Source organism: Burkholderia sp. THE68 (assembly GCF_009938265.1).
Classification (GTDB): domain Bacteria; phylum Pseudomonadota; class Gammaproteobacteria; order Burkholderiales; family Burkholderiaceae; genus Caballeronia.
In genome coordinates, this window is record NZ_AP022319.1 from 167,153 (window position 1) to 187,598 (window position 20,446).

Genomic DNA, 20,446 nt, shown 5'->3' on the forward strand with positions numbered 1-20,446 from the left:
ATCAGCGCTTGATCGTCAGATACGCGCGGCTGATGGTGGGCCGCGTATGCACCCATAAGCGCGACGCCAGCCACGAAGCCGGACGATCGCGCACTTCCAGTCGCTTGATGGTGCGCTCGCCATCCACCGACCCGTTGCGATCCAGCGGATTCACGCCGACGTTCGTTCCCGAATGGCACGTATGGAAGTGCCTGAATCCCGCGTTCAACGCGACTTCGCGATAATCGTCGTCGTAATAGCCTTGCGGCCAGCACAGATGATCGGACACGTCGCCCAGACGCGTGCGCAATGCCGCGCGCGCCGCGCTCAGGTCCGCATGCAGACGCTCACGCTTTTCACCCCGCGAACCTGTGACCTGATCCCAGCGCACATGCGTATGCGTGTGGCTATGAAACTCGAATGTGCCGGCTTCGCGCATCGCTTCGATTTCGGACCAGCGCAGAATGACATCATCGACACGACCGTTCTCGATTGCACGTTCGCCCGCGTGATGATCGAGCAAAGCCGGAAGCGCGGAGTTCGCATTCGATACATTCGGGCGCACGCCGCCTTCGCCGGGCCAACTGCTCACGAGGAAGCACATCGCCGTCAATCCATGACGCTGCAGTACGGGATGCGCGTGTACCCAGTTGTCGAGATAGCCATCGTCGAACGTGATGACGATGGATTTCGCCGGCATGTCCTCACCGCTCAGAAAAGCAGCAAGCTCAGTCGAGCCGATCGTCCGATAGCCTGCGCCCGCGAGATACGCCATCTGCGCGGCGAAATTGCCCGGCGTCACGGTGATCATGCCGGGCGATGTGCTGACGTGGTGATACATCAGCACGGGAATGGCGCGCGCCTGATTGCGGCTCATCGGCGATGGCCTCGCTCGTGCAATGCGCGTCCATAAAAGAGCGCTGTTTCGTGCGCCATGTCGCCGACGGTGAAGCCGCGTTCGGTGATGCGCAGGCTTTCGCGTTGAAGTCGCTGCCGCAGTGCCGGATCACCGATCATGCGCGCGATCGCGCCGCGCAATGCGACGGGATCGTGCGGCGGCACGAGCAGCCCGTTGACGTTGTCTTCGATGAGTTCGGGCACGCCATCGACGTGCGTGCCGATGACAGGCAAGCCCGCGGCCATCGCCTCGATGAACGCCTGACCGAGTGCTTCCTGATGCGTGGGCAGCACGAAGAGATCGGAGCCGCGAAAGATGTTCGGCACGTCGGTGCGAAAGCCGAGCAAGTGAATGCGGTGCGCGAGTCCAAGGTTCACGACGATGCTTTTTATGCGATCGAAACTTGGACCGTCGCCCGCCATCACGACATGCAGATTCGCGTGCGTATCGAGCATCGGGCGGACTGCCGCGATCAGATCTTCATGGCCTTTCTTGTCGCGCATGATTGCGACCATGCATGCGATGAAAGCGTCCTGACCGAGACCGAGTTCCGCGCGCAAGGTCGAATGCGCGACAGGGTGCGTATTCACGATGCCGTCATGGATAGTCTGCACGCGCTTCTCCGCAACCCCTGCCGAGATCAGGTAGCGGCGCACGTAATGACTCACCGCGATCACGCGATGCGGAATCCATGAATACGTCGCAAGCGACGAAATCGGCAACGCGAGATGCCGCGTACGCACGATGAGCGGCGTGCGCGCGAGCCGCGCCGCCGTGCCTGCGACGAGACTGTCGTGACCACTGTGCGTATTGAGCACGTCGAATGCGCGGTGGCGCAATAGCGACTTGATGCGCAGCATCGATTGCATGTCCCCGCCGCTGCGCATGCGCGCGTGATGCACGGCGAAACCGAGCTCCGCGCAACGCTCACCAAGACGAGCCTCGCGGGGGCAAATCAGCTCGACGGTATGACCGCTTTCGCGCAGCGCCACCATCTCCTTCAACGTGCGGATCTCCTGACCACCCCATCCGGTCGATGACTCGCTATGTAAGATCTTCAAGTGCATGGTCTCCACAACCCCGGCGGCGAAGCGCCGGTAATATCTTGTAATAATTCGAATACCTTTCTGCCCTTGGTTATTCGTAAAGAAATAGCAAGGGAGAGAGTTAGGCCTCGAATGAGGCTTATCGGTAAAGACGCGCTGCTTGCAGGCGCAATGAAAGTCGACGGCCGACAGCGTTCTGTATGGCCAATCGACGCTTCAATGCAAGGTCGATTGGCGTGTTTGACTAAGCAAGCAGATGACCTGATCTGGCTAACGGCTTATCTTGGCGTTTGGTTGACGCGTAGCTGGCAATTTTGTCAGCTACGCAAGTACCAACGCAAGCGGAGTGCAGCGGCGCACTCAGTTGGAAAGCAGTCCGGCGGCGCTGTTCGACATCGCTGCGGCACTGGCGTTCTGCGCCGCGGCCTTGCTCGCGGCGGAAGCCGTCTATACGCCCGAAGCCGCCGATTTCGTCGCCGGTGCAGACTGCTGAGGCGCATCACGTTTCACCGGTTTCGGGTCCGCGCCCTCTATTGCGAGCATATTGCCCTGCAACCGGATCCTTTCCGGATCGGTGTCCTTCCACTGTTTCCTGGGTATCAGCAATTTCCATACTCCGGCATTGCCGGGCGTACGGAAGAACGCCACCACGCCCACGTATTCGGCGTCTTTCTGCATAGGCTCGCTCACGCTGACGGCCGCGCCCGGGCGCAAGACGACATCCTTCGTGGCGACGAGATCAGCCTTGAGCAGTTCCAGATCGTTGTTCTGCAACTGAGCGTACTCGAGTTGCGCGAACGTTTTCGAATCCTTGAGCTGATAGAACCGCACCACCGTCGAAAGCGACTGGCCGGCGACGGTTTCATTCAAGGCGGCGCGCCCTTTGAGTTCGACGTTCATTGTCTTGACCTGCGTGGTGAAGAGCCACTGTGCGGCGCTGACCGTCGTGTCCTTCGTGGCTTGCCAGGCGCCGCAGCCGCCCATCGACAGCAGACCCGTTGCGACGAGACCAGCGATCGCGCCGTTCAACACGCACCCGGACATTCGATTGTCGAGTGAGGTCACTTCTTTCATTCGTTGCATTGCCTTGTGTTGCATAGTTTTTGTTCAGTCAGTCGCGCCGGTCCAGCGGCCCAGATGCACGGGCGTGATCCGCGCGGACATCGCCGATCAGCACGCGCCATTGAAAGCGGTCGCCCGTGGGCGGGTAGACCGGCAGCGTCGGCGCGGCCAGATTGCGCACCGCGCCGATATTCGTGAAGCCGCCGCGCATGCGCGTGATGCCCGCCTCGCGCAACGCCTTGCGCGGCAGCATGCCGTTCGTGCCGGTCACGGACACCGAGAGCGTTTGCTTCCGCAAAACGCGTCCCGTATCCCAGGCGTGGCCGCCGAGTGTGAGCCAGGTTTCGAATCGTCCCGACGGCCCGCGCCGCATGCGTATGGAAATAGCGTTCGGGCGTCGCGTGGCGCAGCATGCCGCCGGATGCTTGAACGCCGCGAACGGGACGTATTCGAAACGTCGCCCGCCTGCGAAACCTTCGACGGTGTCGACCGAACAGATATCGACGAGCGGGCCATACTGCTCGCGCGCTCGCACACGATATTCAGTTTCGAACTGCGTGACCTTGACCGGATCGGCTGCGATCGGGAACAGGTTGATCACCGGCGTGCAATAGAGGCGCACGTTCTCTTCGGTGAAACGCATATCGTCGGGATAGGGCTTGTCGAGCACGACTTCGACATCGGACGACGACGCCGATGCGGGAATCGCCATCATGTCGAGGCCGAGCAGATCGACGAACATGAACTTCTCGGGGAACGTGAAATATTCGAGCAGCAACTGATAGCCGCCAAACGCGTTGTCGGCCTTGGGCCACAGCCGCTCGTCGGTAGCGAAGCCGGCTGGCGCGAGACGCAGACCTTCCATCGATTGCGGTGCGCCCGGACGATCGTCGGGAAAGCCCGGCACGCGCACCTGCATCGCCACGGGTTTCGCGCTCAGCGCCGCATAAAGGGCGTGCGCCACCGGACGGTCGGCGTTCAGGTAGAAGCGCAAGCGCGGCACACGCAGCCGGTCGCGCTGCGTCTGCGGCTGAATCGCGAAGCGAAGGCGGATCACCGAGCGCCCGTCCTCGCGTGCGTAGGCGCCCGCGTCCGTCAGCGTGAGCGGATACAGATCGACGGGTTGAGTCGTGCGATACACGCATTCGATCTGCGTTTCGTCGCCGGCGCTCAAACCTGTCGCGATCAGATCGGAAGTCGCTTCCAGTCCCGCTTCGACGATCTCGTGCTTTTGCAGCGCCCCCGCGTTCGGGATGAGCTTCAGAATCGACAGCGACGGAATCATCCGCAGATAGTGCGGCCACAACATGCTCACGAGCCCTTCGGTGAGTTCGGGCAGTTCGTCATCGAGCTTGTGGCGCAGACGCCCCATCAGAAACGCGAACCCTTCGAACAGACGTTCGACATGAGGATCGCGCTCGCCGAGGCGATCGATATCGAGTTCGCGCGCGCGGTCGGGAAACGCGCGGGCGAATTCCTTGCCCGCTTCGCGCAGATAGCGCATCTCCGCTTCGTAATAGCGCAGTATCTCGTTGTCCTTCGTGGGGGACGACATGCGTGGTTCTTCCTTCTTCTTTTAGATGAGCGCCACGGCGCGCGCGGCGTCGATCGCGGTCAGATCGCCCGTGAGACTGTCGATCCGGCCGCTCAATGCGGTCTTGTCGGCGTCCTTGCGGTTAAAGCGGCTCTTGAGGATGCGCAGCAGATGATGTTTCGCTTCGAACGCAAGCGACGGTTCCCAGCGCGCGAGCTGGAAGCGTTCGATGTCGGCGTCGAGGTGACCGAGCAGATACAGCGCGGTGTCGGAGCGCTTCGCGCGCTCGGCCACGCGCGCCATCACCAGTTGTCGCGTGAAGCGCTCGCGCTCGCCGCCCGCAATACGTGCGTCGTCCTGTGCGGGCTGGCGTTGCAGCCACGCGAGCGCGGCACCGATCCCTTGTTGCGCGGCGGTGTCGATAGCCTGTGCTTCGATCTCGGCCCAGTCGGAGCCGGCGTGAGACGCGGCCACCGGTGCCGCGGTCTCGCCGCGCTCGATGTCGCGCACCGTCGCATAGCGCGCGATCCATTCGAGCGTGGCGTCGTCGGCGAAAGATGATCCGTCGGAGAACGAGAGATGTTCGAGGCCCGGCAGACGCTCGAGCATCAGCGCGCAGTCGGTCGCCGCGCTTTCACGCACCTGCGCGTACTCGCCGCCGGCCTGCTCCTGCGCAACGAACGCGTAGTACTGCAGGTCGAGCCAGAAATGATTGGCGCCTTCGGCGAAGGCCGCTTCCACGCGCTCCAGCAATTCCGGCCATTGCTTTTGCAGCAGCAGACGCTTGAGGTTCGCGCGCAGTTCGGCGCGCGGCGCCACGAGACGCGTCTTTCCGCCCGCTTCGAACGGCGGCACCTCGGTGAGCGTGTCCCACCGCACGCAACGCATCAGCCGATACGCGGCCAGATAACCTTGCGGCTGCTCGCGAAGAAACTGCGCCATCTCGCGCGCGCGGTCGAGTAGTTCGCGGGTGGACGTGACTTCAGACGCTGCGGACAACGCCGACGATGTGGCCGGCGTCGGCGCAGCGCTCGAACCGGTCTGGTCGCCCGGCGGCGATTCGATCCGGCTCTCGAAGCGCCTGAACAACGGAGCAAGCGATGGGCGCGTGTCTTCCGGCCACATTTCGATACGCTCGCTGATCAGCGCGAGCGCGGAGAGCGTGCGTTCGAGCAGCGCTCCGTTGAGCCCTTGCACGGCATCGAGCCGATCGGCGAACGTGCTGCTGCACAGCCATTCGAAGGCCGCACGGCGCGAGCCGGCACGCGCGGGCAGAAGCGTATCGCCGAAGCGGTCGACCAGCGCCGAGAGTAGTTCGAAGCCGGCGGCGACGCCTTCCGCGCCATCGCGACGCAAGCGGCCGTAGACGTAGTACACCGCCAAGCGCACGTCCTTCGCACGGCTTTTGATCAAGCGCTCGGCGGAGTCGACGATCAGCGCATCGTCGATACTGGACAGCTTCGCCACTTCGTCCTTGATGGCGAGGAATTCGTCGTCGCAGCCGGGATCGTCGCCGACGGGCGTATCAGAGCGGATCGGTGTGAGCCAGTCGTGCCATTGCGGTAAAGCTTCGATGGCGAGATCGGATGGCTTGCGCGTGCCGAACAACGCGTTGAGGAGATTCGTGAACATGGATAGTGAGGCTTGAGATTAACGTGGGCGTGGCGAAGATCGGTTTGCAAGCGACGGCAGCGCAATCAGCGCCGGCTCGATGGCCATGCTGTCGTCGGGTCGCGCCTTTCGTCGCGCGGCTCGATATCGACGTTCTCGCTGCCAGTCATTCCAGAAACGGAGCAAGGGCCAGCGTGCATGAATGACATCCTCCAGACCGCGCCGCCACCCGACGGACCAGTAGCGGCGCATACCGAGATCGCGTTCGAAATCGTTGCCGCCGCCCTGGAGCAGCAGGCGCGCGAACGAAAGCAAAGGCGTTCCGACCTTGAGATCGTCGAAAGGCGTGTCTTCGCGCATGCGCGGTGTGCATGCGAGTGGAACGGGTTCATGGCCGAATGGACTCGTAGCGTACTCCGACCATTGGGCAACGGTCTCAACCTGTTTGGCCGCTTCGATCGCGGGCTTGGGTAGCGGCGGCGGGATGTCGGCTTTCGCGTTGCGCGCGAGCGTGTCGCGTTTCACAAAGATGCGGCTGGGCATGGTGAAGCCGCGCGGGTCGAGTAGCTCGAGCGGTCCCTTGCCGACATCGGTGCGCAGCATATACCTCACCGGATGCCGGTTCAGACAAGTGTTGATGAGCCTTCGCGCGCGGATGCGCTCGTTTGATTGGGGTCGGACCTTATCGTATTCGGCCCATTCTTAAAACCTCGAAAATTCTTAAATAGATCAGATGTTGCGCTTTGCTCATCATTTTTCAAAGCGTGACAAATATCAGCCTTCAGTCATGCTACACGTTTCGCTTTTCCGGAATCGCTGAAGGACCGGCACGCAGTCTCGGCGCTAATGCCGCTGCTCACGTGACCCGCCCCTCAAGAATAAGAAAGCCTCATCGGCCATCAGCTCGATGCGATCCTTCACCACCCCGATTTTCAACGGCTCGAAGCGGCCTGCCGCGGACTCAAGTTTCTCGTCGATCACACCGACTTCCGCAAGAACGTGTGGATCGAGGTGCTCGATGTACCAAAGGAAACGCGCAGGCGGCGATTACGTGACGTGTCCGGTCGCGCGCTTCATCCGCAACGCGCAGGGACGCTTCGATCCCGATGCGTCGTTCGTGCCGCCGTGCCTGTTTCTGTCGGCCAATGCGACGTTGACGACCCGCATGAAGCGCCTGTCGGAAATCCTCAGCGCCAAAAGCGCGAGCCTCGCGGTGCGCAGGCGCGAACGCTCCGACCAGATCGCCGACTACGCCGTGGCCGATGTATCGCTCTTCTGGCTGCTGCACAGCGTGAATTCGTCGTGGCCGGAACTCGCGCGCCTCGCGCAGGCGCCGGCTCAGCATCCGGAGAAGCTCTATGCGCTGCTGTCTCGCCTGGCCGGTTCGCTGCTGACCTTTTCGACCACGGAGACGCTGCAGGCGATTCCGCCCTACGATCACAGCGCGCCGGAACCCGTGTTCGCCGAACTGGAGTCGTTGATCCGCAACCTGCTCGATACGGTCATTCCGTCGCGCGTCGTGCCGATCGCGCTCGAGCGCGTCCGCGGCACGCTCTGGACGGGTCAGATCAAGGACGAACGTCTGGTCGAGGGCGCGGACTATTACCTGTCCGTGCAGGCCGCGCTGCCCGCGCACGCGCTCATCGAGCAGTTCCCGCGTCTGTGCAAGGCGGGCACGCCCGATGAAGTCGAACAGATCGTCAATTCGGCGCTCTCCGGCATTCCGATCAAACCGATGTCGCGCCTGCCTGCGGCGATTCCCGTGCGAATCGAAAATCAGTACTTCGCGCTCGATGCCGCGCATCCCGCGTTTAAGCGCATGATCGACGCACGTGCATGCCAGTTCTACGTGCCGGCCTCGATTCCCGATGTTTCGCTGGAACTCTACGTGGTGCTGCCGACATGAGAGACATGACATCGGCGCATGACGAGTTGCTGCCCGTGGCGCTGCGCGACACGGCGCTCATCGTTGCGGACTTCGCCGGCAAGCACACGGAGCAACCGGCCGAGGACCTGCGCGACCAGTGCGAGGCGCAGATCAAAGCGCTGAAGGCGGAACTCACTGCGCGCGGCTGGCCGCACGATGCCATTGAAGACGCGCTGTACGCGCAGTGCGCGCTCCTCGACGAGACGGCCTTGCGCGATCTGCAGGGACGCCCCCGCGATGAATGGGAACGCCAGCCGCTGCAATTGACGCAGTTCGACACCAACAATGCAGGCGAGGAACTCGTGAAGCGAATCGAAAAGCGCCTGCACGAAACACAGCCTCTTCGTCCGCTGCTGGCGATCTTCGGCGCAGCGCTGGATCTGGGGTTCACCGGACGGCTCGCGCTCGAATCCGGCGATGCGAAAGCGAAACTCAGAGAAGCCATCGATACACGCCTGGGCGTCACACGCTCACCGCACGATGACGCTTCCATCGTTGTCAAGACGGCGGTCGCACGTCCATGGACGCGGCGCATTTCTCCGCTCGCGTGTATCGGACTCGCGTGCGTAGCGGTCGGACTGGTCTGGTTCGGGACAAATCGATGGCTGGATGCGTCGGTGGCCCGCATAACGCATTGAAGTGAGAACAGTCATGACGTCGCATATGATGCGCCCCGGACCGGGCCTCTTCGAGCGAATCACCGGACACTTCGCCGATGGCACCGCGATCACCGATCATTCGCCCGAAGCGCAGACCTTCTATTCGGTGCGCGACAACTTCCAGCGCATTCTGAACAGCCGCCGCAAGGCGCTTGCGCATCTGCCGGGTTATGGACTCGATGACCTGTCGGAGATTTATCGGCATCTGCCTGCGTCCGCGCACAAGTTGAAGTCCGAAATCGAAGCGACGCTGCTGGAATACGAGCCGCGTCTGAAGTCGATCGACATCGAGATCAACAAGCCCGAACCGGGCATGCTGCTGAGTTTCACGATGGCGTGCCATCTGCGGCGCAAAGGCCTCGTGCGCTTCGGCACGGACTTCACGCCGGACGGCAGGACGCGGCTCAGGATGCTGCAACAGACGCCAGATCAGGGCTGAGCGCTCTTCCACGCGCCGAATTGCGCGATCTCGCCGATCGGCAAGCGTTTGCGCGGCGCCTGCTCGCGTTCGGCCAACGCCTCGGACAAGGCGCGCGCGTCGCCATGATGCGCCACGGAGATCACGGCGAGCGGCACGTAGCGCTCCGCGATGCCGAAGGTCTCACGCAAGGCCGTCGTGTCGAAGCCGCTCATCGAATGCGCGGCGAGGTTGCGGGCGTGCGCCTCCAGCAACAGCGCCAGCCCGGCCGCACCGGCGTCGTAGCTGGCGGTCGGATTCGCTTCGCCCTTCGCGTTGAGCGTATCGGCGATCACCACGATCAGCACCTGCGCGTGCCTGTTCCATGACTGGTTGAACGGCACGAGCGTCGCGAACGCGCGCTCGAACGCTGCCGCGTCCTCGCCCTTTTCGAACACGAGAAAGCGCCACGGCTGCATGTTGTACGCCGATGGCGCCCAGCGCGCGGCCTCCAGCAAAGCAAGCACGTCCGCGTGGGCGACGGGCTGCTCCGCATAGGCGCGCGGGCTCCATCGCCCGGCGATCAGCGGATGGATATCGATATCGGTCGGTGCGGGTCTGTGTGTCATGGGTTCCTGGCAAGAAGGCTTGCAGTTGATGAAAGAGCTTGAGCAGCGCGGCCTGATGCTTTCCGCTTCCCAAACCGGCTAGCTATGATAGTTCGCCCTGACGCACTCAATCCGCCGATTCGACATCCCGCTCGCGATAGACGCGCGGCTCATAGAGCGCCGTATCGAAATCCGCTGGCACGTCGGCGCTCATGCGCGCCTCGTGCGCGTCGAGGTCTTCGAGAAAGAGATCCTGGCTGATGCGCCGCACGACAGCCGGGATATCCCGCTTCATGCAGGGCACGTCGCCCACCGGCACGCCGCGACTCACGAAGCCCGCCGGGTTGAACACATGGATGTTCCTGAGGAACGGCGCGGTGCCTGACCGCTTTTCCACGTATTCGAGCGCGTCGCCGAGATAGGGATGCGCGCCCAGCGCGTCGTCGCGCTCGTCCGGAGCGGGCTGATATCGGTCGCGCCAGAGCAGCACGCGATCGGCGATGCGCGCAAGCTCGGGCCGCGCGTGCAGATCGATCGCATAGCCGGTGCCCGCGATCACGAAGTCGAATGCGAAGTCGCCATCGGCGGCGCAGGCGTGGACGCGGCCATTCGCGACGCTCGCTTCATGCCACGGCGCGCCCAGATGCAGATGAAAGTTGGCGAAGCGCGCCACGCGCTCGACCGCGTCGGCAGGCGCGGTCGAGCCGGCGCGTCTGAAGCGCAGCGCCTGGCGCCAGCGCACCGCGTCGGGCAGCGCGGGAAAGTTGTCGTAGGCGCCCGGATACGCACGCGCGCGGCTCACGGGCACCGCGGGTAGCCCGGCGCGGCGCACGAACAGATGCACGTCGCGCGCGCCGGCTTCGAGCGCGCTCGCCGCCGCATCGAAAGCCGAAGCCGCGCCACCGATCACCGCGACGGACTTGCCCGCGAGCGCGGCAAAGTCGATCGCATCCGAGGTATGCGCGAGATGACTCGGCGGCAACGCCGTGAGCGGCGGGACGATATTCGGTCTGCCGTTGCCCGCGACGCCATTGCCGAGAATGATCTTGCGCGCGGTTTCCACACGTGTCTCGACGCCCCGCTCCGTGCGGACCGTCAGATGCAGACGGAAATGCGAACCCGCCGGCTCGATGAGCGTAAGCGTCGTGCCATAGCGAATCGTGACGCCGAGAAACTGCCGATACCACGCAATGTACTCAGCCCATTGAGTGCGCCCGATGCGTTCGATGTTCGCATAGGCCGCCGCGCCATAACGCGCTTCGTGCCATGCCTGAAAGCTCAGCCCGGGCAAGCCCGCCTCTGGTCCCGCAAGCGTCTTCGGCGTGCGCAGGCGGTTCATCCGCGCGTAGTTGGTCCACGCGCCCGCGCGCGTCTCATCGGGCGCGGCGTCGATCACGCTGACTCGGCCAATGCCCGCGCGCCGCAGCGCGAACGCAAAGGCCGCGCCCGTCTGCCCGCCACCGACGATCAGCACATTGTGATCGATGCCCGCCCGTCCGACGACCCAGTCCTCGGGATCGGGACCGATGAGACGCAGGGTGTCGCGCGCGTGCTGGTCTTGCAGAGGGGACGATTGACTCATGAACGATGCATGCGGTGAAGTGTGTCGAACGATCGAGTATCGATGGTTCGCGCCACGTCGCAAACGAATCATTCGTGCTTTTCAATCCAGCGAAAAGCATGCGCGGACCATGAGTATTCCGACGCAAATCCCTTCATGAGCATCGATCGAATCGACCTGAAGGGCGCCTTGATATCGATATCACTTTTACTCGCTTCGAATTCCGGGGCGCGCGCGTCATCATGTTCGCTCCATCCGCAGGCTTTTCCAATTAGACGAGGGCGTTCCCTCGCCCGGCACTCAGACCAACCTATGCGTACCTTTTCGTCAGTCCTTCGCGGACTGGTCTTCGCCGCCGCCTTGTCCGGCGCTTTCACCGAACCGGCACGCGCCGCAAGCACCGCGCCCGCCGTCGATCGCGACACGGTCGTGATCGGCGTCGAAAAGGAGTTCTACAACCTCGACGGCCTGGTCGCCGTGAGCGGCGATTCGCTGCGCTACGGCTGGCAGATCTACGACACGCTCTACGGCTTCGACCAGAAGGGCAATCTCGTGCCGCGTCTCGCGACGAGCGTGAGCGTGTCCGCCGACGCACGCGTGTTCACCTACAAGCTGCGTCCCAACGTCAAGTTCCATAACGGTGCGACGCTGAGCTCGCGCGACGTGAAGGCATCGCTCGAACACGTGCTCGACCCGCGCAGCAAGAGCACGCGCCGTCCGTTCTTCGCGCCGGTCGTCGAGTCGATCGAGACGCCCGACGACCTCACCGTCGTCTTCAAACTGAAGCAGCCCGATGGCGCGTTCGCCAACAAGGTCGCGGGCTATCTCTACATCATTCCGGCCGACTATCTCGCGAGCCTGCCGAATCCCGATGCGTTCGCGCAAAAGCCAGTCTCGCTCGGACCGTACAAGTTCAAGTCGCTCGCGCCGGGTGGCAGCGAGCTCGTGCTCGAACGCTTCGACGATTACTGGGGCGAAAAGCCGCGCGTGAAAACACTGATCTTCCGCGCGATCACCGAGCCGGCGAGCCGCGTCAACGCGGTGCTGCGCGGCGAAGTCGATCTCTCGGTGGCGCTGCCCTTCTCCGACTATGCGCGGCTCAGGAAGGAAAGCGGGCTCGACGTGATCGAAAGCCGTGTTGCGTCGCCGGTCTATGTGCGGGTCTACACCACCGACAAGAACTCGCCCTTCGCCAACGTCCAGGTGCGTCAGGCGCTCAGCTACGCGCTCGACACCAATGCCATCATCAAGAGCGTGCTGTACGGCGTGGGCGAGCCGCTCGGCACGATGATCTCGAACTACTATCCGTACGGCGCGGACCGCTCGATCAAGCCGTATCCCTACGATCCCGCGAAGGCGCGCGCACTGCTTGCGCAGGCAGGCTATCCGAAGGGTTTCGAGACCACGCTCAACATTCAGGGCGACATGCCGCAAGGCGTCGCCGAGGCTATCGCGGCGTACTGGGGACAAGTGGGCGTGAAGGTCAAGCTCAATCGCCTGACCTATGCGACTTTCCAGCGCCTGAACAACACGCACACCTCCGGGCCGCTCGCGCTCAGCCAGTTCACCAATGCGCTGTATGACCCGGTGCACCCGGTCGGTGGCGCGTTCGCATCGGAGGGAAGCTGGTCCGACTATTCGAATCCGAAGGTCGATGCACTGCTCGCCGACGTCTCCCGCGTCAGCGATACGAAACAGCGCGGCGAAGTGTTCCAGAAGATCGGCCGCGAGCTGCATGACGATGCCGCCGCGTTCTTCATCTCCGAGTTCACCTACGTGTACGCGAAGAAGAAGACGCTGCAATGGCAGCCGCAGCAAGGCGGCGGCTTCCTCAACTTCCGCACGATCCAGTGGGCGCCGCAGACGGTCGCCGGAAACTGAGCGATGCCCGCCTATCTCCTGCGCCGCGTCGGTTCTGCCCTGCTCACGGTGTGGCTGATGTCGGTGCTGATCTTCGTGCTGGTGCGCCTGGTGGGCGATCCCGCCTATCTGCTGATGCCGCCCGAGGCGACCGAAGCCGACCGTCAGCTCTTTCGCGAGCAACTGGGTCTCGCCGATCCCGTCCCGCTGCAATACGCCCGCTTTCTGGCGGGCGTGCTGCGCGGCGACATGGGCAACTCGTTCCACTTCGGCGCGCCCGCGCTCTCGATGGCGCTGAGCCGGCTCGCATCGAGCCTGTTGCTGGTCGGCATTTCGCTGACGCTCGCACTGGCCATCGGCTTGTCGCTGGGCGTCGCGTCGGCGGTGCGGCGGGGAAGCTGGATCGACCGGCTCGCGTCGCTTTTTGCGGTGCTCGGGCAGGCCGCGCCGCCCTTCTTCGTCGCGTTGCTGCTGATCCGTCTTTTCTCGGTGCAATGGGGCTGGCTGCCGACCGGCGGCCACGGCACATGGCGTCATCTGATCCTGCCGGTATGCGCGCTCGCGTGGTATTCCGCCGCGGGCATCGCCCGGCTCACGCGCGCCAACATGCTCACCGTGCTCGAAGCCGATTACATCCGCATGGCGCGCATCAAGGGGCTGCCCGCGCATGTGGTGATCGGCACGCATGCGCTGCGCAATGCGGCGCTGCCGATCGTCGCGTTCGCGGCATCGCAGTTCGGCGTGCTGATCGGCGGCGCGGTCGCCATCGAAACGGTGTTTTCGTGGCCCGGCTTCGGCAGCCTGATGGTCGAAGCCATCAGCACGCTCGATTTCACCGTGGTGCAGGCCGCCGTGATCGTGTCGGTGCTGCTGTTCGTCTCGATCAATCTCGCGGTCGACGTGCTCTATGCGCTCGTCGATCCACGCATCCGGTACCAGCGATGAGCACGCGATCCCTTCTATTCGGCGGCCTGCTCGTCGCGATCGTCGCGGCGTCGGCGTTCGCGCCGCTGCTCTCGAACGTCGATCCGAATGCGATCGATCTGTCGGCCACGTTCCAGTCGCCGACCTGGCACCACTGGTTCGGCACCGACCAGATGGGCCGCGACGTCTTTACGCGCACGCTCTACGGCGGGCGCATCTCGCTCGCTATCGCGTTCTGCGCGGTGTTGCTCGCGGGGTTCTTCGGCGCGATCGCGGGCCTGCTGTCCGCATACCTAGGCGGACGTTTCGATGCCGCGCTCATGCGTATCGTCGATGCGCAATACGCGTTGCCGCCCGTATTTCTCGCGATGCTGATCGTCGGCATCTGCGGGCCGAGCATGACGAACATCGTCATCGTGGTGACGCTCGCGAACTGGGGACGTTTCGCGCGCATCATCCGCGCCGAGGCGCTGAGCCTGCGCGAGCGCGACTTCATCCTGATCGCGAAGCTCGCCGGCGCGACGCCGCTGCATGTCGTGATGCGCCATCTGCTGCCCAATGTGCGCAATACCTTCGCCGTGCTGCTGACGCTCGACATCGGTCTCGTGATCTTCATGGAAGCGGCGCTGAGCTTCGTGGGCCTCGGCGTGCAGCCGCCCGATCCGTCGTGGGGCGGGATGATCGCGGAAGGTCGCAACTATCTCGATACCGCATGGTGGCTCTCTGCACTGCCGGGGCTGGTGCTGATCGCGACGGTGCTGTCGAGCAATCGCATCGGCGAATCCCTGCAACGTGGCGATGGAGTGCTGCGATGAACGTGTTGACCGTTCATGACCTCGTCGTCGAGACGGAACACGCGCGGCTCGTCGATGGCGTCAGCTTCGCCGTGCGCGCCGGACGCACGCTCGGCCTCGTCGGCGAATCCGGCTCGGGCAAGAGCGTGACGTGTCTGTCGGTGCTGGGCCTGCCGCCGCGCGGCGTGCAGGTGAGCGGCGGCCGCATCCTGCTCGATGGCGACGATCTGCGCGCGAAGACGCCCGCCGAACTGAACGCGCTGCGTGGGCGCGAGATCGGCATGATCCTTCAGGACCCGATGACCTCGCTCAACCCGCTGCTCACGATCGGCCGGCAGATCACGGAGATGTTCCGCTATCGCGACGGCGTCACGAGCCGCAAGGAACGCGAGGCGCGCGCGATCGAGTTGCTGCGGCGCGTACGCATTCCCGCACCGGAAAGCCGCCTGAACAGCTATCCGCATCAGTTGAGCGGCGGCATGCGTCAGCGCGTGGCGATCGCGATGAACCTCGCATGCAATCCGCGTCTCCTGATCGCCGACGAACCGACGACCGCGCTCGATGTCACCGTGCGCCTGCAGATCCTCGATCTGCTGCGCGAAGTACAGGCCGAACGCGGCACGGCGATCGTGCTCGTCACGCACGATCTGCATCTCGTGCGCCGCTATTGCGACGATGTCGCCGTGATGTACGCGGGCCGCATCATCGAGCAGGGGCCGGTCGGCGACGTGTTCGCGCGGCCGCGTCACCCGTATACGAAAGGCCTGCTCGGCGCGGTGCCGCGTCTGCGCGAGCGGCAACATCGGCTTACCGTCATTCCGGGTCAGCCGCCTCTGGCCGGCAGCATCGCACAAGGATGTCGCTTCGCGCCGCGCTGCCCGCGCGCGCAAGCCGATTGCCTGAGCGCGTATCCGGCGACGCGTGCAATCGATACGCATCGCGGCGTCGCGTGCTGGCATCCGGAACCGGACCCGCAGACCGCCGACTCTCTTCTCGCGACGGCCACATCATGAACGCTCTCGACGTGTCGAACATCGGGCGCGCCTTTCCCGTGCGCGGCGGTCTGTTCGCCAGATCAAAAATGCTGCGCGCGGTGGAAGACGCCTCTTTCGCCCTGCCGAGCGGCGGCACGTTCGGGTTGGTAGGCGAATCCGGATCGGGCAAGTCGACGCTCGCGAAAATCATCCTCGGCGCCGACGAGCCGACGCGCGGCGAAGTGCGCTTCGGCGCGCGCGTGTTCGGCAAGACCACGGGCGACGCCGACCGGCGCTGGCGGCAACGCGCGGTGCAGGCGGTGCTGCAGGACCCGTTCGGCTCGCTCGATCCGCAGATGAACGTCGGCGATATCGTGCTCGAACCGTTGCGCATCCAGAAAAGCGGCTTCGCGCGCGATGCCTTGCACAAGCGTCTCGATGAACTTCTCGCGCAAGTCGGCCTGCCCGCGGAGTTCAAGCGCCGCCGTCCGGGCGAGCTGAGCGGCGGCCAGCGCCAGCGCGTGGCGATTGCGCGCGCGCTCGTGCTGGAGCCGGAAATTCTCGTGCTCGACGAACCGGTGTCCGCGCTCGACGTATCGATTCAGGCGCAAGTGCTCAACCTGCTTAAGGATCTTCAGGATGCGCTCGGCCTCTCCTATCTGCTGATCTCGCACGATCTCGCGGTGGTCGCCTTCATGAGCAGCCATATCGGCGTGCTCTATCTCGGCCGCTTCATGGAGCAAGGCACGCGTGACGATATCGTCGAGCGCGCGGCGCACCCGTACACGCATGCGCTGATCGCCGCGTCCGGACCCGATGCGCCCGACGTGCAGGCCGGTGTGCACGTGATAAGCGGCGAGATTCCATCGCCGCTCGCGCCGCCTGCCGGATGCGTGTTTCACACGCGCTGCCCCGCCGCGCGCGATGTCTGCCGCGTCAATACGCCGCCCGTGCAGCGTTTTTCGGCCACGCATCGCGTGACATGTCATTTCCCGATCACATCGAAGGCTTGAGCCATGTCCAAAGAGATTCGCATCAACGCATTCCTGGCCTTCGCGCCGACGCATCTGTCGCCCGGACTATGGGCGCATCCGCGCGACCGTGCGCTCGACTACAACTCGCTGTCGCTATGGACCGATCTCGCGCGCACGGCCGAGCGCGGCGGCTACGACGCACTTTTCTTCGCCGATGGCATCAGCCAGTACGACGTCTATGGCGGCTCGAACGCTGCCGGCGTGCGCTGGGGTTTGCAGTTTCCGCGTCTCGATCCGCTATTGCTCGTCTCCGCCATGGCGCAGGTCACCGAGCATCTCGGCTTCGCGGTGACGAGCAGCGTGAGCTACGAAGCGCCGTTCCTGTTCGCGCGCCGCATGTCGACGCTCGATCATCTGACGCGCGGGCGCATCGGCTGGAACATCGTGACGAGCTTCGGACAAAGCGGCTCGCGTGCGATCGGCCAGCCCGACGCGCGTCCGCACGACGAGCGCTATGACCTCGCCGACGAGTACATGGAGATCGTCTATCGGCTGTGGGAAGAAAGCTGGCAGGACGGCGCGGCGGTGCGCGACCGCGAGACGCGCGTGTTCGCGGACCCGGCGCGCGTGCATGAAATCCGCCACGAAGGCCGCTTCTTCTCGATGCAGGGCACGCACTACGCCGAGCCTTCGCCGCAGCGCACGCCGCTGCTCTATCAGGCAGGCACGTCGAATCGCGGCAAGGACTTCGCCGCGCGTCACGCCGAATGCGTGTTTCTCAGTTCGCCGACCGCGCAACTGGTGGCGCGCGATGTCGCCGACGTGCGCGCACGCGCCGCCGCGCTCGGACGCGATCCGGCCTCGGTGCTGTTCTTCTCGCTCGCAACCGTGATCGTCGCGCCGACGTCGGAAGAAGCGCAGGCGAAATGGCAGGACATCCAGCGCCACGTGAGTCTCGAAGGCGCGCTTGCGCTGTTCTCGCGCTGGAGCGGCATCGATCTGTCGAAGTACAGCCCCGACGATCCGTTGCGCTACGTGAAGAGCGAAGGCATGCAGTCAGCGATCGAAGCGTTCACCGTGGCCGATCCCGAGCGCGTGTGGACCATCGGCGAGCTGGCGATTTTCAATGCGATCGGCGGCAAGGGGCCGGTGTTCATCGGCTCGCCGACGGAAGTCGCCGATGCGCTCGAAAGCTGGAAGGCGCAGACCGGCGTCGACGGTTTCAATCTCAGCCACGCGCTGTTGCCGGGCACGCACGAGGATTTCGTCGATCTCGTGGTGCCGGAGTTGCGGCGTCGCGGCGTCTACAAGCAGGACTATCGCGCGGGCACGTTGCGGGAAAAGCTCTACGGCGAAGGGCAAGCGCATCTGTCCGCGCCGCATCCCGCCGCTACCCATCGCGCCGCTACTATCGAGGAACCCGACCATGCTTGATACCGCTTACGAAACCATCACCGTGCAGCCGTTGACGCGCCATATCGGCGCGCTGATCGGCGGCATCGATCTGACGCGGCCGCTCGCGCCCGAACAGGTGAACGATGTGCGTCGCGCGCTGCTCGCGCATCAGGTCATCTTCTTTCGCGATCAACCGATCACGCTCGATCAGCATCTCGCGCTCGGCCGGCACTTCGGCACGCTGCATGTGCATCCGAACAGTCCCGGCCCGGACGGCTATCCGGAAATCCTGCAAATCCATAGCGATGCGACCACGAAGCGCATCGCAGGCGACCGCTGGCATTCCGATGTCTCATGCGACGAACAACCGCCGATGGGCAGCATCCTCCATCTGCACACGCTGCCCGCGCACGGCGGCGACACGCTCTTTTCCAGCTCGTACGCGGTGTATGAATCGCTGTCGCTGGGTCTGCGGACCTATCTCGAAGGACTGAGCGCCACGCACGACGGCGAGCCGACGTATCGGCAACGCAACCGGCTGCGCGGCATCGACGATAGCGGCAAGACGTTTCCGAGGGCATCGCATCCGGTCGTACGCACGCATCCGGAAACGGGCCGCAAGGGCATCTTCGTGAATTCGAACTTCACGACCCATATCGACGGCGTGCCCGCAGCCGAAAGCGAAGGCATTTTGCGTCTGCTGTTCGAACGCTTCGCGTCGCCCGAATTCCAGGTGCGCTTTCGTTGGGAGCCGCATTCGATCGCCTTCTGGGACAACCGCGCCGTGCAGCATCTGGCCGTGTGGGACTACTACCCGGACGTGCGCTCGGGCTTTCGCGTGACCATCAACGGGGACAAGCCTTTTCTATGAGCAAGCCGAAGCAGATTCGCGTCAACGCGTTCGCGCTGCGCAGTCCGGTGCATCATTCGCCGGGCATGTGGCGGCATCCGCGCGACCGCTCGCTGGAATACAACACGCTCGACTACTGGGTCGACCTGGCGCGCACGCTGGAGCGCGGGCTGATCGATTCGCTTTTCATGGCCGACAGCATCGGCGTCAATGACGTGTACGGCGGCAGCATCGACACCGCATTGCGTCACGGCGCGCAGGTGCCCAAGCAGGACCCGGTGATGGCGCTCTCCGCGATGGCATACGCCACGCGCGATCTCGGCCTGTGCGTGACGAGCAACGCCAATCACGAACCGCCCTACGTATTCGCGCGCCGAATGTCGACGCTCGATCATCTGACGCGCGGGCGCATCGGCTGGAACATTGTGACAGGCTTCGCGCAGAGCAGCGTGAAAGTGCTCGGCAAGGATGGCGTGGCCTCGCGCGACGAACGCTACGACATCGCCGACGAGTACATGGACGTCGTCTACAAGCTGTGGGAAAACAGCTGGGAAGACGGCGCGAGCGTGCGCGATACCGCCACGGGCATCTTCGCCGATCCGTCGAAGGTGCATCGCGTCGAACATGAGGGCCGGTACTTCAGGGTGCACGGCATCCACATGACCGAGCCTTCGCCGCAGCGCACACCGGTGCTGTTCCAGGCGGGATCGTCGGCGCGCGGGCAGCGCTTCGCGGGGCGTCACGCCGAAGGCATCTATCTGAGCGGGCCGAGCAAGAAGGTGCTCACGCCGGTCGTCGCGGGCACGCGCGCCGAGGCGGTGAGAGCCGGACGCGATGCACGCGATATCCAGTTCTTCACGATGGCGACCGTCATCACCGGCCGCACGTCGAAGGAAGCGCGCGACAAGTACGAGGACTATCGCCGCTACGTGACGCCCGAGGCCGCGCTCGCGATGTTCTCGGGCTGGACCGGCATCGACTTCTCGACCTACGACCCCGACGAACCGATCCGCTACATGCAGCTCGACGCCGGCACCTCCTCCGCGCTCGAAGGCTTCACGAAGCTCGATCCGGAGCGCGTGTGGACGGTGCGCGAGCTTGCGCTGCACAACGCGATCGGCGGGCGCGGCCCGGTCTTCATCGGCGCGCCCGATGAAGTCGCGAACGCGCTCGAAGACTGGGTCGATGAAACGGATATCGACGGCTTCAACCTGAGTTACGCAGTCACGCCCGAAGCCTACGAAGATTTCGCGGATTTCATCGTGCCGGAGTTGCAGGCGCGCGGCCGCTACAAGACCGCCTATGCCCCGGGCACCTTGCGCGAAAAGCTCGGCGGCGCGAATGGCCGTCTGAACGAGCGTCATCCCGGCGCGGCATTTCGCCGATAACTTTT

19 protein-coding genes and 1 pseudogene are annotated in these 20,446 nt (G+C 64.2%); 12 read left to right on the top strand and 8 right to left on the bottom strand.

The features are described 5' to 3' along the window. Position 1: 1 nt before the first annotated feature. The 6 genes from BTHE68_RS29545 to BTHE68_RS29570 form a co-directional block, all read right to left on the bottom strand. Positions 2 to 856: a polysaccharide deacetylase family protein gene (locus tag BTHE68_RS29545; protein WP_162069860.1), complete on the bottom strand. Its 855-nt coding sequence runs from the start codon at positions 854 to 856 to the stop codon at positions 2 to 4. After that, the gene (locus BTHE68_RS29550) at positions 853 to 1,938 is read right to left on the bottom strand and encodes a glycosyltransferase (protein ID WP_162069861.1); all 1,086 of its coding nucleotides are present in this window, start codon (positions 1,936 to 1,938) and stop codon (positions 853 to 855) included. The genes BTHE68_RS29545 and BTHE68_RS29550 overlap by 4 nt, the downstream gene beginning before the upstream one ends. Before the next feature lie 432 nt (positions 1,939 to 2,370). Then, the gene (gene tssJ / locus BTHE68_RS29555) at positions 2,371 to 3,021 is read right to left on the bottom strand and encodes a type VI secretion system lipoprotein TssJ (RefSeq protein WP_502710619.1); all 651 of its coding nucleotides are present in this window, start codon (positions 3,019 to 3,021) and stop codon (positions 2,371 to 2,373) included. 13 nt (positions 3,022 to 3,034) lie between these two features. Further along, a complete protein-coding gene (gene tssF, locus BTHE68_RS29560; protein WP_162069862.1) occupies positions 3,035 to 4,540 on the bottom strand; it encodes a type VI secretion system baseplate subunit TssF in 1,506 nt (501 codons plus the stop codon). A 21-nt stretch (positions 4,541 to 4,561) separates the two neighbouring features. After that, a complete protein-coding gene (tssA, locus tag BTHE68_RS29565; protein WP_162069863.1) occupies positions 4,562 to 6,151 on the bottom strand; it encodes a type VI secretion system protein TssA in 1,590 nt (529 codons plus the stop codon). 18 nt (positions 6,152 to 6,169) lie between these two features. Then, complete coding sequence (locus BTHE68_RS29570; RefSeq protein ID WP_162069864.1) at positions 6,170 to 6,733, bottom strand: hypothetical protein; 564 nt, start codon at positions 6,731 to 6,733, stop codon at positions 6,170 to 6,172. A gap of 309 nt (positions 6,734 to 7,042) precedes the next feature. Here BTHE68_RS29570 and BTHE68_RS37370 point away from each other — a divergent pair. The 4 genes and pseudogenes from BTHE68_RS37370 to tssE form a co-directional block, all read left to right on the top strand. Further along, positions 7,043 to 7,123 (top strand): annotated as a pseudogene (locus BTHE68_RS37370) (type VI secretion system contractile sheath domain-containing protein); the annotation flags it as partial. Continuing rightward, positions 7,107 to 8,036 (top strand): type VI secretion system baseplate subunit TssK, encoded by a 930-nt coding sequence (gene tssK, locus BTHE68_RS29580; protein ID WP_232078327.1) that lies wholly within the window; start codon positions 7,107 to 7,109, stop codon positions 8,034 to 8,036. The pseudogene BTHE68_RS37370 and the gene tssK, both read left to right, overlap by 17 nt. Beyond that, positions 8,033 to 8,695, top strand: a complete 663-nt coding sequence (locus BTHE68_RS29585) for a DotU family type IV/VI secretion system protein (protein ID WP_174258132.1) — start codon at positions 8,033 to 8,035, stop codon at positions 8,693 to 8,695. Before tssK ends, BTHE68_RS29585 begins: the two co-directional genes overlap by 4 nt. A gap of 28 nt (positions 8,696 to 8,723) precedes the next feature. Continuing rightward, positions 8,724 to 9,155, top strand: a complete 432-nt coding sequence (tssE, locus tag BTHE68_RS29590; protein WP_174258150.1) for a type VI secretion system baseplate subunit TssE — start codon at positions 8,724 to 8,726, stop codon at positions 9,153 to 9,155. Here the strand turns inward: tssE and BTHE68_RS29595 are convergent. Both BTHE68_RS29595 and BTHE68_RS29600 read right to left on the bottom strand, forming a co-directional pair. Beyond that, a complete protein-coding gene (locus BTHE68_RS29595; RefSeq protein ID WP_162069865.1) occupies positions 9,146 to 9,742 on the bottom strand; it encodes a nitroreductase family protein in 597 nt (198 codons plus the stop codon). The two genes, tssE and BTHE68_RS29595, sit on opposite strands and share 10 nt — an antisense overlap. A 106-nt stretch (positions 9,743 to 9,848) precedes the next feature. Further along, positions 9,849 to 11,303 (bottom strand): NAD(P)-binding domain-containing protein, encoded by a 1,455-nt coding sequence (locus BTHE68_RS29600; RefSeq protein ID WP_162069866.1) that lies wholly within the window; start codon positions 11,301 to 11,303, stop codon positions 9,849 to 9,851. Positions 11,304 to 11,594: 291 nt separating this feature from the next. Here BTHE68_RS29600 and BTHE68_RS29605 point away from each other — a divergent pair, with 291 nt between their 5' ends. The 8 genes from BTHE68_RS29605 to BTHE68_RS29640 are packed head-to-tail and all read left to right on the top strand — an operon-like array spanning position 11,595 to position 20,441. Beyond that, entirely contained in the window at positions 11,595 to 13,163 is a 1,569-nt protein-coding gene (locus tag BTHE68_RS29605) for an ABC transporter substrate-binding protein (RefSeq protein WP_162069867.1), read from the top strand. 3 nt (positions 13,164 to 13,166) lie between these two features. After that, complete coding sequence (locus BTHE68_RS29610; RefSeq protein WP_162069868.1) at positions 13,167 to 14,087, top strand: ABC transporter permease; 921 nt, start codon at positions 13,167 to 13,169, stop codon at positions 14,085 to 14,087. Next, on the top strand, positions 14,084 to 14,881 hold the full coding sequence (locus BTHE68_RS29615; protein WP_162069869.1) for an ABC transporter permease: 798 nt from the start codon (positions 14,084 to 14,086) through the stop codon (positions 14,879 to 14,881). The genes BTHE68_RS29610 and BTHE68_RS29615 overlap by 4 nt, the downstream gene beginning before the upstream one ends. Next, positions 14,878 to 15,873: an ABC transporter ATP-binding protein gene (locus BTHE68_RS29620; protein ID WP_162069870.1), complete on the top strand. Its 996-nt coding sequence runs from the start codon at positions 14,878 to 14,880 to the stop codon at positions 15,871 to 15,873. Before BTHE68_RS29615 ends, BTHE68_RS29620 begins: the two co-directional genes overlap by 4 nt. Next, complete coding sequence (locus tag BTHE68_RS29625) at positions 15,870 to 16,847, top strand: ABC transporter ATP-binding protein (protein ID WP_162069871.1); 978 nt, start codon at positions 15,870 to 15,872, stop codon at positions 16,845 to 16,847. Before BTHE68_RS29620 ends, BTHE68_RS29625 begins: the two co-directional genes overlap by 4 nt. 3 nt (positions 16,848 to 16,850) lie before the next feature. Continuing rightward, the gene (locus BTHE68_RS29630) at positions 16,851 to 18,242 is read left to right on the top strand and encodes an LLM class flavin-dependent oxidoreductase (protein WP_162069872.1); all 1,392 of its coding nucleotides are present in this window, start codon (positions 16,851 to 16,853) and stop codon (positions 18,240 to 18,242) included. Then, positions 18,235 to 19,074, top strand: a complete 840-nt coding sequence (locus BTHE68_RS29635) for a TauD/TfdA dioxygenase family protein (protein WP_162069873.1) — start codon at positions 18,235 to 18,237, stop codon at positions 19,072 to 19,074. The genes BTHE68_RS29630 and BTHE68_RS29635 overlap by 8 nt, the downstream gene beginning before the upstream one ends. Then, positions 19,071 to 20,441 carry an LLM class flavin-dependent oxidoreductase gene (locus tag BTHE68_RS29640; protein ID WP_162069874.1) on the top strand — a complete coding sequence of 457 codons (1,371 nt, stop codon included), beginning with the start codon at positions 19,071 to 19,073 and terminating at the stop codon, positions 20,439 to 20,441. Before BTHE68_RS29635 ends, BTHE68_RS29640 begins: the two co-directional genes overlap by 4 nt. Positions 20,442 to 20,446 lie beyond the last annotated feature (5 nt).